Source organism: Massilia sp. CT11-137 (assembly GCF_047302885.1).
Classification (GTDB): Bacteria; Pseudomonadota; Gammaproteobacteria; order Burkholderiales; family Burkholderiaceae_D; genus Telluria; species Telluria orientalis.
Window position 1 is genome coordinate 1,097,754 of sequence record NZ_JBKYMP010000002.1, and the last position, 12,731, is coordinate 1,110,484.

9 protein-coding genes are annotated in these 12,731 nt (G+C 66.6%); 6 read left to right on the top strand and 3 right to left on the bottom strand.

The window, feature by feature from the left end; translation table 11 throughout:
* Positions 1-4: 4 nt before the first annotated feature.
* The gene (locus ACEN98_RS21720; RefSeq protein ID WP_413387033.1) at positions 5-1,237 is read right to left on the bottom strand and encodes a WD40/YVTN/BNR-like repeat-containing protein; all 1,233 of its coding nucleotides are present in this window, start codon (positions 1,235-1,237) and stop codon (positions 5-7) included.
* A 177-nt stretch (positions 1,238-1,414) separates the two neighbouring features.
* Here ACEN98_RS21720 and ACEN98_RS21725 point away from each other — a divergent pair, with 177 nt between their 5' ends.
* The 3 genes from ACEN98_RS21725 to ACEN98_RS21735 all read left to right on the top strand — a co-directional run bounded on the left by ACEN98_RS21725 (position 1,415) and on the right by ACEN98_RS21735 (position 7,442).
* Complete coding sequence (locus ACEN98_RS21725) at positions 1,415-2,215, top strand: competence/damage-inducible protein A (protein WP_413387034.1); 801 nt, start codon at positions 1,415-1,417, stop codon at positions 2,213-2,215.
* A gap of 228 nt (positions 2,216-2,443) precedes the next feature.
* The gene (locus tag ACEN98_RS21730; protein WP_413387035.1) at positions 2,444-6,088 is read left to right on the top strand and encodes a transglycosylase domain-containing protein; all 3,645 of its coding nucleotides are present in this window, start codon (positions 2,444-2,446) and stop codon (positions 6,086-6,088) included.
* A gap of 10 nt (positions 6,089-6,098) precedes the next feature.
* Positions 6,099-7,442, top strand: coding sequence for a TAXI family TRAP transporter solute-binding subunit (locus tag ACEN98_RS21735; protein WP_413387036.1), 1,344 nt, complete (start codon positions 6,099-6,101; stop codon positions 7,440-7,442).
* Between the two features lie 103 nt (positions 7,443-7,545).
* Here the strand turns inward: ACEN98_RS21735 and ACEN98_RS21740 are convergent, their stop codons facing one another.
* Positions 7,546-8,631: a hypothetical protein gene (locus tag ACEN98_RS21740; RefSeq protein WP_413387037.1), complete on the bottom strand. Its 1,086-nt coding sequence runs from the start codon at positions 8,629-8,631 to the stop codon at positions 7,546-7,548.
* Positions 8,632-8,731: 100 nt separating this feature from the next.
* Positions 8,732-9,190 carry a rhodanese-like domain-containing protein gene (locus ACEN98_RS21745; RefSeq protein ID WP_413387038.1) on the bottom strand — a complete coding sequence of 153 codons (459 nt, stop codon included), beginning with the start codon at positions 9,188-9,190 and terminating at the stop codon, positions 8,732-8,734.
* 317 nt (positions 9,191-9,507) lie between these two features.
* On the opposite strand from ACEN98_RS21745, the gene glnA reads away from it, so the two are divergent.
* The 3 genes from glnA (at position 9,508) to glnL (ending at position 12,688) form a co-directional block, all read left to right on the top strand.
* Complete coding sequence (glnA, locus tag ACEN98_RS21750; protein ID WP_413337478.1) at positions 9,508-10,923, top strand: type I glutamate--ammonia ligase; 1,416 nt, start codon at positions 9,508-9,510, stop codon at positions 10,921-10,923.
* Between the two features lie 156 nt (positions 10,924-11,079).
* On the top strand, positions 11,080-11,601 hold the full coding sequence (locus ACEN98_RS21755) for a DUF4124 domain-containing protein (protein ID WP_413387039.1): 522 nt from the start codon (positions 11,080-11,082) through the stop codon (positions 11,599-11,601).
* Between the two features lies 1 nt (position 11,602).
* A complete protein-coding gene (glnL, locus tag ACEN98_RS21760) occupies positions 11,603-12,688 on the top strand; it encodes a nitrogen regulation protein NR(II) (protein WP_413387040.1) in 1,086 nt (361 codons plus the stop codon).
* Positions 12,689-12,731 lie beyond the last annotated feature (43 nt).

Here is a 12,731-nt window from a genome sequence, read left to right on the forward strand (position 1 = left end):
CGCGTCAAGGCGTGCCCAGCGTGACGAGCACGAGGCGGCCCTGCGCGCCTTTCGACTCGTTGACGGTGACGAGCACGCGTCCCTGCGGATCCTGGGCGATGGCCGTCACTTCCGCCACCGACGCATCGTCCAGGTTGCGCGCATAGCCGGGCAGCAGGGGCGACAGGTCCGTCCACGTCGTGCCGCCATCCTTCGACCAGGCCAGGTACGGCTTCTGCGTCGCCTTGTCGAAGCCGCCCGCGACGAGCGTGTCCGGCTTGCCCGCGAGGGCCAGCAGATGCCGGATGTACGGGTAGTTCGCGCCGCCGCTGAGCGGATGCCGGATCACGAACTTGAACGACTTTCCGCCATCCTCGCTGCGCAGCAGGCCGCCCTCGACGCCGGCGAACACGCGCTGGGCGCCTGTCGCCTGGATGAATTGCACGTTGCGGTTTTCCAGTTCCGGCAAGGCGACGGGGAGAGCGTCGCGCGATGCGAGGCTGACGCCATCCGCAGCCAGTTGGTAGGCGCGCAGGAACGCGAAATCCAGCGGGCATTCGCCGCCGACGAGCAGGCGGTCGCCGACGATCTCGAACGCGGGATGGGTGCAGATGTCCTGGTCGAAGAAGCCGGTCAGCACGCGCCAATGGGCGCCGCCGTCGTTCGACGCGAGCACGTTCTGGCCGCCGCCGGCATTCGTGTACAGGCGGTCGTTCACCTGTTTCAGCTCGTCCATCGACAACGTCGTGCACGTGCTGCCCACGCACGCTTTCAGGCCGGCGTCGCGCGGCACGAAGGTGGTCCGGTCGGCACTCAACGCGCACAGCGCGTGTTCGGGGCGCGCGTCCGGGCCCTTGTCGTACCAGGGCTGGAACAGCCACAGATCGGATCCCAGCATGCGCAACGATGGTGCGCGCAGGGGCCAGGTGCCGCCGTCTTCCCGCGCGAGGCCGCATTCGCCCAGCGCGACGCCGGTCCACGCGGAATCCGCCCGCAGCGGCAGGCTGGCATGGACGACGGCCGTGTCGGTGGTCGCGGTATTCGACAGCGACAGCCAGGCGCTGTCGCCACCGAAGGCGATGCTGTCGATGCCGCCGGCCGCTGTCGCCAGCACGTCGGCGCGCGCGGGTTGGGCGACGGGGGTCGTCGGCTGGGTGGCGACCGGCGGCGATGCGGCCGGATCGTCCGGGCCGCCGCAACCGGCAAGCAAAAGGGCCAGCGCGCACGCGCCGGCGACATGTCGTCCTGATGGAATCATCGTTCATCCTGTTCGGCGCCGCGCAGCCCGCGGCCGGCGCGCCGATTCTAGGAGGGGAGCCGTGTAGCGTCTTGGGGGCCTTTGTCACGAGTTTGTCCGCAAATGTCACACACGGTACGCGGCCACGGCGCGGCAGGCTCCGGCGCACTGTGGCACACTGGACGCATGGAGGACTGCATGTCATTCGGCCTCATCATCATCGGCGACGAGATCCTGTCCGGGAAACGCCGCGACCAGCACCTGCCCAAGGTGATCGAACTCCTGCGCGAGCGCGGCTTGCGCCTGGCGTGGGCCGAGATCGTCGGCGACGAACCGGAGCGCATCACGGCCCTGCTGCGGCGCACGTTTGCGAGTGCCGACATCGTGTTTTCCTGCGGCGGCATCGGCGCCACGCCGGACGATCACACGCGCCAGTGCGCGGCGGCGGCGCTGGGTGTGCCGCTCGCACTGCATCCGCAAGGACGCGCGCTGATCGAGGAGCGCATCCGCGAGACCGCGGGTCCGGACGCCGACCTGGAAGCGCCGGAGAACCTGCAACGCCTCAGGATGGCGGAATTCCCCGCGGGCGCGAGCCTGATCCCGAATCCGTACAACCGCATCCCCGGCTTCACGGTGGCGCAGCACCACTTCGTGCCCGGTTTTCCCGTGATGGCGTGGCCGATGATCGCGTGGGTGCTCGATACGCTGTATGCGGACCAATTCCACCGCGAGGCGCGGCTCGAAAAGTCGTTGCTGGTGGTCGAGGCGGCGGAGGCGGCGCTCACGCCGCTGATGGAAGCGCTGGAAGCGCGTTACCCCGAAGTGCGCGTGTTCAGCCTGCCCAGCGTGGGCGATGCGCACACGCGGCGCCATATCGAATTGGGGGTAAAAGGCGACCCCGGCCAGGTCGAAGCGGCCTGGACCGACATGTGCGTGGAACTGGAAAGAATGGGTGCGGAAGTGCAACCGTTGCGGGTGGTGGACAGCAGTTCGAACTGAGTCGTTGTTTTTTTGCGAAAATGTCAGGACGACGTCAAAAAACTGCGTGAGCGGTTCCTGCATGTCACATTGATGTGGTGGAATGATGTCTGTGAGCAGGGGCGATCCGGAGTGAGGTCGCCGTAGCTTTGTGAACTTTTACGACCTGGATCACTCGAACCGACCAGCAGCAGGATGGCGAGCAGGTTGACGGGATTTGCAGGCGTGTTTCAAACCGGTTGAGCCATCATGGATAGTATTCGCCGTCAACGACGGCCCCGTTTCTTCTCCCGCGCGCTGCGCCGCATTCTTGGCCAGGCTGCGCCGGGCCAGCCTGCATTGGCCGGCATTCCCGCCGTGGCAGCCGAGCAGGATCTCCCTGTCCGCAACATCCCCTCGCGCCAGGAGCCGAGTTTCGACTCCAGCCTCGAGCCCGCCGTCGAACCCGGCGGGGCCGGAGCGGACACGCCGCCCGAGCCGCCGCCGGCGCCGCCCAAGCGCCGCTGGCGCATGGTCAAGCGCACGTTCCTCGTCCTGCTGCTGCTCGCCGTCGCGGGTGCGGCCGGCCTGGTTGTCTACGAAAGCCGCACGTCGGCGCTCGAAGCGCACTTCTTCGCCGGCCTGACGAAGAAACTCAACTACCGCATGGCCAAGGGCCCGAGCGACGCGATCCGCTTCCCGCAGGCCAGCCCGTACGACGAGCGCCTCGGCTACTCGAACCTGCCGAACTACCTGGCCAAGCTCAAGACGCGCGACTACGTCGTCGTCGAACAGGCGCGCATGTCGCCAAAGATGCTGGAACTGGCCGACATGGGCCTGTTCGCCACGTACCACGAAAAGACGCGCGCCGGCCTCGACATCCTCGACTACAGCGGCGAGCCGCTGTTCTCGGCCCGCTTCCCCGAGCGCCTGTACGACAAGTTCGACGCCACGCCGCAGCTGCTCGTGAAGAGCCTGCTGTTCATCGAGAACCGCGAACTGCTCGACACGACGTATCCGAAGCGTAACCCGGCCGTCGAATGGGACCGCTTCTCGAAAGCCGTGTTCGACAAGACCTTGCACTCGATCGGCCTGGGCAGCGGCGGCCGCGTCGCCGGCGGCAGCACGCTCGCCACGCAGATCGAAAAATACCGCCACTCGCCGGAAGGCCGCACGGCCTCGCTGGGCGACAAGCTGCGCCAGATGGCGTCGGCCACGCTGCGTTCCTACCTGGACGGCGAGAACACGGGCCCGACCCGGCGCCGCATCGTGCTCGAATACCTGAACACCGTGCCGCTGTCGGCCAAGCTCGGCTACGGCGAGGTGAACGGCATCGGCGACGGCATGTGGGTCTGGTACGGCCGCGATTTCGCGGAAGTGAACCGCATCCTCTCGAGCAAGCAGGTCACGCCCGAATTCGCATTGGTGTACAAGGAAGCGCTGTCGCTGATGATCGCGCAGCGCCGCCCCGCGTACTACCTGGGCGCCGGCGAGAAGGACCTGGAAATCCTCACGAACTCGCACCTGCGCGTGCTGGCGCAGGCCGGCGTCATTTCGCCCGCGCTGCGCGACGCGGCCATCGCCACCGTGCTGCATCCGGCACTCGGTTCCGGCGTCGCACCGCCGCCCGCGAACACATTCGTCACGCGCAAGGCCGCCAACGCCGTGCGCAACCACCTCGCCAACCTGCTGGGCGACTCGCGCCTGTACAACCTCGACCGCCTCGACCTGTCGGTGGTGACGACCTTGAATTCGGACGCGCAGAAGGCCGTGACGGCCACCTTGCGCAAGCTGACCGACAACGCAGCGGCCGCGGAAGCGGGCCTCACGGGCAAGGGCATGCTGGGCAACGGCGACCCGTCCAAGGTCGTGTACAGCTTCACGCTGATGGAGCGGGGCGACAAGGTCAACTACCTGCGCGTCCAGACCGACAACTACGACCAGCCGCTCGACATCAACGAGGGCGCCAAGCTCGACCTCGGTTCGACGGCGAAGCTGCGCACCCTGACGACCTACCTCGACATCGTCGACCAGCTGCACCAGCGCTACGAGCCGATGTCGAAAGCGGAACTCGCCCAGGTCAAGGTCGATCCGAAGGACCGCCTGACCCAGTGGGCCGTCGACTACTTCCAGGCCTTGCCGGACGGCGCCGACCGCGGCCTCGTGCCGATGCTGGGCGCGGCCATGGAGCGCAAGTATTCGGGCAACCCGGGCGAAGCCTTCTTCACGGGCGGCGGCGTGCACATCTTCGGCAACTTCAGCAAGCTGGACGACAGCCGCATCCTCACCGTGCAGCAGGCGCTGCAGAACTCGACGAACCTCGTGTTCGTGCGCCTGATGCGCGACGTCGTGCGCTACTACATGTTCCAGCTGCCCGGCTCGTCCGCGCAACTGCTGGCCGACGCCGACGATCCGCGCCGCGCGGAGTATCTGTCGCGCTTCGCCGACCGCGAAGGCAAGGATTTCCTGGCCCGCTTCTGGAACAAGTACCGCGGCAAGAACTGGGACGAGGTCGAGACGGCACTGATGCAGGGCGTGCGCATCCGGGCGTCGAAGGTCGCGGCCGTGCACCGCACAATCTACCCGGACGCGTCGCTGGCCGAATTCGGCACCTTCCTCCACAAGTACCTGCCGGCCGACGCCGAGGTCGACGACGAGCGCATCGCCAAGATGTACGACCAGTACGCCGTCGCGAACATGTCGCTGGCCGACCGCGGCTACGTCGCCTCCGTGCACCCGCTCGAACTGTGGCTCGTGGGCTACCTGCGCACGCATCCGAAAGCGGGCTGGGACGAAGTCGTCGGCGCATCGACGAAGGAACGCCAGGAAGTGTATTCGTGGCTGTTCAAGACGCACCGCAAGCATGCCCAGGACAAGCGCATCGCCGGCCTGATCGAAGTGGAAGCCTTCCTCAAGATCCACGCGCAGTGGAAGAAGATGGGCTATCCGTTCGACTCCCTCGTGCCGTCGTACGCGACCACGCTGGGCGCGTCGGCCGACCGTCCGATCGCGCTGGCCGAGCTGATGGGCATCCTCATCAACGGCGGCGTGCGCAAGCCCACGCAGCGCATCGACTCGCTGCACTTCGCCAAGGACACGCCCTACGAGACCGTCGTCAAGCGCGGCAACGCGGAGAAGGGCGAGCAGGTGCTGAACCCCGACGTGGCGCGCGCCGTCGTCAACGCCATCCGCGGCGTCGTGCAGGAAGGTACCGCGAAGCGTGCCAAGACCGCGTTCGTCAAGGACGACGGCAGCGTGATCGCGCTGGGCGGCAAGACGGGTACCGGCGACCAGCGCTTCGACGTCTACGGCGCCGGCCACCGCCTGATCGAATCGCGCTACGTGAACCGTTCGGCCACGTTCGTGTTCAACATTGGCGAGCGCTTCTTCGGCAGCATGACGGCGTACGTCCACGGCCCGGATTCCGCGCACTACGACTTCACCAGCGCGCTGCCCGTGCAACTGCTCGTGAAGCTGGCGCCGAGCCTGATGCCGATGATCCAGCACCAGGACACGGTCACCATCCCGGGCCTGCACGTCGAACGTGCCGCGCCGGCGCCGGCGGGTCCGACGGATGCCGTCGCGCGCGATACCGAGCAGCCCGCGCCGGCCGATGCAGCGCCGCCCGTGGAGGCCCCGGCCGTCGAGGAGCCGGTTGCGAAACCGGTTGCCAAGCCGGCGGTGAAGGCCGCCGAGAAGCCGGCCGACAAGCCAGCCGACAAGCCGGCGCTGAAGAAACCGGCCGCGGAAGATCATCCGAAAGCGGTCGGCGTCCGCAAGGCCGACGTCGACACGCCGTCGAAGCCGGCGCCGCACAAGCCGGCGGTCAAGCGCGACGATCCGGAGGCACCGCCGCCGAAGGTTGAACGCGCAGCCCGTCCGAAGCCGGCCGCCGTGGAAGACGTGCTGCTGTGAGCCGGGCCGCATGAAGCGGCTCCCGCTGCGTAAATTCAGTCTCGTCTCGTTGCGCGACCTGCTGGTGGCGGTCGCGCCGACGGCCGTGCTCGTGCTGGCCGCGTGCATCGTCGCATACATCGTCGTCGACCCCGCGCCGCCGCGCCACGTGATCCTCGCGACGGGGCAGGAGAACAGCGCGTACGAGGAATTCGGCCGCAAGTACGCGACCATCCTCGCCCGCGACGGCATCAAGGTCGATGCCCAGCGCACGCTCGGATCGGAAGACAACCTGCAGCGCCTCATCGAAGGCAAGGCCGATATCGCGTTCGTGCAGAGCGGGTCGACGAGCGAGGCGCAGGCCGAGCGGCGCGGCCTCGTGTCGCTGGGCAGCCTGTTCACGGAACCCGTCTGGCTATTCCTGCGCGAGCGCGATGCGCACGGCCGCAAGCGCGACATGGACAGCATCGTGCAGCTGAAAGGCCTGCGCATCAACCTCGGGCCGGAAGGGACGGGCGTGCCGAAGCTGTTCCGCCAGGTCCTCGCCGTGAACGGCCTGGAGCCGCGCCAGCTGAAGCTCTCCGCGCTCGAGAACACGCCCGCCACCGTGGAGCTGCTGGCGGGGCATATCGATGGCCTCGTGTTCAGCTCCGCGCCGGAAGCGCCGTTGATCCAGATGCTGCTGCAGACGCCGGGCATCCGCCTGTTCAACTTCCGCCAGGCGGAGGCGTACACGCGCCGGCTGCCGTTCCTCACGCACGTCGTGCTGCCACGCGGAATCGTCGACCTCGGACGCGACATCCCGGCCCAGGATTTTCATTTGATCGCGCCCACGGCCACGCTGGTCGCGCGCGAGGACCTGCATCCCGCGCTGATCGATTTGTTCGTCAAGGCGGCCACGGAGATTCATGGCGGGACGGGCTGGTTCCAGCAGCAGGGCCAATTCCCGTCGCCGCGCTACACGGAGATCCCGGTGGCGCGGGAGGCGGCGAAATACTACCGCGACGGTCCGCCGTTCCTGCAGCGCTACCTGTCGTTCTGGCTGGCGAACCTGTTCGACCGGCTGTGGGTCGTCGTGGTGGCGCTGGCGGCGCTGATCATTCCGCTGTCGAAGATCGTGCCGCCGCTGTACGTGTGGCGCATCCGCTCGCGTGTGTACCGCTGGTACGGCGAGTTGCGCGCCGTCGAGCAGGCGCTGGAAAACGCGAAGGACGAGCACCGCGACGAGGCACGGGAGGAGCTGCTGCGCCGCCTCGACGGTATCGAGCAGCGCGTCAACCACATCTCGATCCCGCTCGCGTACGCGGATGCGTTATATGGCCTGCGCAGCCACATCAACTTCGTGCGCCAGCGCGTGCGGATCGCACTCGCGTAACGGCGGCACATCGCATACGTCACGCGTGGCGCCAACAAACCGCACGCGTCACGCGTGGCGCCAACAAACCGCATGCGTCACGCGTGGGCACGGGGTGCCCACCCTACGGCAACACGATTTTCACGATGGCGTTGCCCGACGTCGCGTACAACGTGCCGCTGCCGTCGACCGCGATGCCGCGCAGCTGCGCGAAGCTGCCGGGCAGCTTGCCGGTCCGCAGCGTCGTCGACGCGGCCAGGCCGGCGGGCGTCGCGACGATGCCGTCCGGCGTCGTGATCTTGCGCACCGTGTTGTTGATGGCATCGGCGCCGTACAGATTGCCGTTCTTGTCGATGGCAAGCGCGATCAGCTGCTGGAAGCGGGCGGTCGACGCATTGCCGTCGGCGTTGCCGGCCTGGTTGCGCGCGCCGACGAAGGTCGTGAGCGCGGTGGCGCCGGACGTGGCACGGCTGAGGGTGCGGAACAGGTCGGCCACGTACACGGTGCCGTCGGGATCGACGACCACGCCGCGCGGCACCAGCTGGCCCGTGCCGTAGATGGACGCGACGGCGCCCGTTTCGAGCGTCGTGGCGCGGTTCGGATTCGCGATCGGGATGCGGCGCGTGTCGACGCCCGACGTGACGTACAGGTTGCCGTCGTTGTCGGCCGCGATCCCGGCCGGGATGTTCTGCGGGTCGATGCCGAAATTGCCGAACGAGAGCCGGGTCACGGTGGTGACGGTGCCGTCCGACGTGATCTTGCGGATGGTCGCGCCGTCCAGGACGTACAGGTCGCCGCTGCCGTCGATCGTGACGGCGGTGGGTTGCGTGAAGCGGGCGCGGTTGCCCTTGCCGTCGGCCGTGCCGCTGGCGCCCGCCAGGCCGGCGAACAGGCTGACCGTGCCGTCCGGAGCGATCTTGCGGATCGTGAGGTTGCCTTCGTCCGCCACGTACACGTTGCCGTTGGTGTCGACGGCCAGGCCGCGCGGCGTGTTGAAGCGGGCCGCCGTGCCTTTCTTGTCCGCCGTGCCGCCGGTGGCGGCATCGCCGGCCAGCACGCTGATCCCGGTGCCCGGCCCGGAATCGCCGCCGTCGCCGTCGTCCGTCTCGCGCTTCGGCCCGCCGGGACCGCACGCGCACAGCAGCGCCGCGACACCCGCGCACAGGAGGCGCACGCGCAGGCGGGCAGGGACAGCGGATGGGGTCGTCATGGCTACATCTCCAGGTCAGCAGTGAGCCCGCATGCTAGCACGCGCGCGGCGTGGCGAATCTCTGCGATTCTCACGTGCGACCGGGAGGCCGGGCGAAAGTTCAGGCGCCGATCCAGGGCAGGCCGGCCTTGCACCAGCCGCCGACCGTCTTGCGGTGGCCTTCCGGATCGCGATCGCCCTCGAAGCCTTCCAGGATGTCGAACGCATTCTGGTAGCCCAGTTCCGTGGCGGTGCGCGCGGCGTGGCGCGAACGCACGCCGGAACGGCACAGGAACAGCACGACGTCATCCGGGGTGGCCACGTTCTGCAGCTGGGTCACGAAATCGGGGTTCGGCGCACCACCGGGGTACAGCGTCCATTGCACGGCGCCGTGCTGGGTTTCCGGGATCGCGGGGCGGCCGACCCAGTCGCGTTCCGCATTCGTGCGCACGTCGACCAGTTTCACCCTGGGGTCCGCTTGCAGGAGCTCGAACGCTTCCTGGGGCGTGACGGCGCCCGCGTACGGCTGGCCGGGCGCGCGGGCCCTGGCGTTCGCGAGGATCTCGTCGGTCGTAGTCATGTCATCAATTCCTTGTAGGGTGGTTGCGCACCGTCGCGGGTCGTTGCTAAGCTAGGGCTCGCACTTTTGGTGCATTGCGCATCAGTTTGGTGCATACTCGAAAAATTGCACTTGTTTGGTGCGTATGGACGAGCTTGCGCCAAGATCGTGCACGCTTAAGGTGTCATTGATTTTAAGGGGCAAATTGAGCGCCCTCAAAGTAATCATTATTTATTTGCTCATGGAAAAATGCTGGCATAATTTCTGCTTAGAAGGTTATGCGCCTGTCGCATGCCCGGTTGGCATCGACACCCCTTTTTGACTTAGGAGATACTGGAATGGCAAGGACCGCCGCAGATGTAATGCAGATGCTGAAGGACAACGAAGTCAAGTTCGTTGATTTGCGTTTCGCCGATACCCGCGGCAAGGAACAGCACGTGACCGTTCCCATCTCGCACTTCGACGAAGACAAGTTTGAATCCGGCCACGCATTCGACGGCTCGTCGATCGCCGGCTGGAAAGGCATCGAAGCATCGGACATGCTGCTGATCCCTGACCCGAACACCGCGAACATCGACCCGTTCTTTGAAGAGACGACCGTGTTCATGCAGTGCGACGTGATCGAACCGTCGGACGGCAAGGGCTATGACCGCGACCCGCGCTCGATCGCCAAGCGCGCCGAAGCGTACCTGAAATCGTCGGGCATCGGCGACACCGCCTACTTCGGCCCGGAACCGGAATTCTTCATTTTTGACTCCGTCCGCTGGAAAGTCGACATGTCGGGCTGCTTCGTCAAGATCGATTCGGAAGAAGCCTCCTGGTCGACCGACAAGGAATTCGAAGGCGGCAACAGCGGCCACCGTCCGACCGTCAAGGGCGGCTACTTCCCGGTCCCGCCGGTCGACAGCTTCCAGGACATGCGTTCGGAAATCTCGCTGATCCTCGAATCGCTGGGCATCCCGGTCGAAGTGCACCACCATGAAGTGGCGGGCGCCGGCCAGATGGAGCTGGGCACCAAGTTCTCGACCCTGGTCGAGCGCGCCGACTGGACGCAGAACCTGAAGTACGTGATCTGGAACGTGGCCCACAGCTACGGCAAGACCGCCACCTTCATGCCGAAGCCGATGAACGGCGACAACGGCTCGGGCATGCACGTCCACCAGTCGATCTGGAAAGACGGTAAGAACCTGTTCGCCGGCGACGGCTATGCCGGCCTGTCGGAAACGGCCCTGTTCTACATCGGCGGCATCATCAAGCACGCCAAGGCCCTGAACGCCATCACCAACCCGGGCACGAACTCGTACAAGCGCCTGGTGCCGGGCTACGAAGCCCCGGTCAAGCTGGCTTACTCGGCCAAGAACCGTTCGGCATCGATCCGCATCCCGCACGTGGCGAACCCGAAAGGCCGCCGCATCGAGACCCGCTTCCCGGACCCGCTGGCCAACGTCTACCTGTGCTTCGCAGCCCTGCTGATGGCCGGCCTGGACGGTATCCAGAACAAGATCCACCCGGGCGAAGCAGCAACGAAAGACCTGTACCACCTGCCGCCGGAAGAAGACAAGCTGATCCCGACGGTCTGCTCGTCGCTGGAAGAAGCGCTGGACGCCCTGAACAAGGACCGCGAGTTCCTGACCCGCGGCGGCGTGTTCAGCGATGCCATGCTCGACGCCTACATCGACCTGAAGATGCAGGAAGTCCAGCGTCTGCGCATGACCCCGCACCCGGCCGAATTCGACATGTACTACTCGTCGTAATTCGTTGGCATCACCCGGTGTCGGATTGGAAACGATTGACACCGGAGTGTATCCACACGGTAACGAAAACGCGGGGAAAGCCAGCCGGCTGCCTCGCGTTTTTTACTGGATGGGGTATAGTCGGAAGCTTCCCAACCATGCATCCAGACTGACCTGATGCGAATGACAAGCTGCTTCCTCCTGCGTCTGTTGTTGCTCGCAGGACTTGCCGCGCACGAGGCGCGGGCCGATTCCGTCATCTACAAATGCGTCGACCAGAACGGCCGGGTGGAGTTCACCGACATCAATAAACCGGGCTGCAAGGTGCTCGACCTGCCGGGTTATGTCGCATCCACACCCGCACCGGCGCCGCGCGCCGCGCCCGCGGTGACGATGCGCCAGGGGGCAGGGCGCCCCGCGGCCGCGAGTCCGAATCCCGCCGGCTTCCCGCGGGTGGACACGGCCACGCAGAAGGCGCGCGACGACGACCGCCGCACGATCCTCGAGGACGAATTGCGTGCCGAGGAGCGCAAGCTGGCGGACCTGAAGCGCGACTATAACAACGGCGAGCCGGAACGCCAGGGCAACGAAAAGAATTACGCGAAGTACCAGGAACGCGTGGCCCAGATGCGCGACAACATCGGCCGCAGCGAAAAGAACGTGGAAGCGCTCAAGCGCGAGATCGCCAACATCAAATGACATGAACGGGACATCGGCCCAACTTCTCCAGCACGACCGTTTCGCAGGCCTCGACATGCTCGCCTCCGCCGTGCTGGTGGCGGATGCCGATGGGCTCGTTCGCTACGCTAACCCGGCCGCCGAGCACCTGCTCGACATGTCCGCCAAATCGCTGTCGCGGCAGAAGCTGGTCGGGCTGTTCACGAACGGCGACGAACTGGGTGTCCTGTGCGAACAGGCGATCGCCCACAAGTATGCCGACCTGCGCCAGGACCTGACGCTGTTCCGCCCCGCGCGCGACCCGCTGCACGTGCACAGTATCGTTAGTGCGGCGGGCGAGGCCGAGGTCGTCGTCGAGCTGCGCGAGAACGTCCAGCAACTGAAGACCGACCGCGAGGAGCGCCTGCTCGACCAGAGCCTGGCCAACAAGGAACTCATCCGCAATCTCGCCCACGAGATCAAGAACCCGCTGGGCGGCATCCGCGGCGCGGCCCAGCTGCTGGAGCTGGAGCTGCCGGACGTGCACCTGAGTTCGCTGCGCGAATACACGCAGGTGATCATCAAGGAGGCCGACCGGCTGCAGACGCTCGTCGACCGCCTGCTGGCGCCGCACCGCCGCCCGCACATCGTGGGCGACGTCAACATCCACGAAGTGTGCGAGCGCGTGCGCAGCCTCGTGCTGGCCGAATTCCCGTCGGGCCTCGCGATCCGGCGCGATTACGATGCGTCGATTCCCGAGTTCCGCGGCGACAAGGAACAACTGATCCAGACGGTCCTGAACATCGTCCACAACGCCGCCCAGGCCCTGCGCGCGCGCATCGCGGCGGGCGACGCCGAGATCGTCCTGCGCACGCGCGTGGCGCGCCAGGTGACCCTGGCGAAGGTCCGTTACGGCCTGGCATTAGACTTGCATATCATCGACAACGGACCGGGCATCGCCCCCGATATCCGCGACCGCATCTTCTACCCGCTCGTCTCCGGGCGCGAAGGCGGCAGCGGTCTCGGGCTGACCTTGGCACAGACCTTCGTGCAACAGCACCTGGGCATGGTCGAGTGCGAGAGCCGGCCTGGATTGACGGATTTCCGCATCCTGATTCCCCTGCCATAAGCGGGTGAAGACGAGGGGCGTGCCCGGCAATCCCCCTTGAACC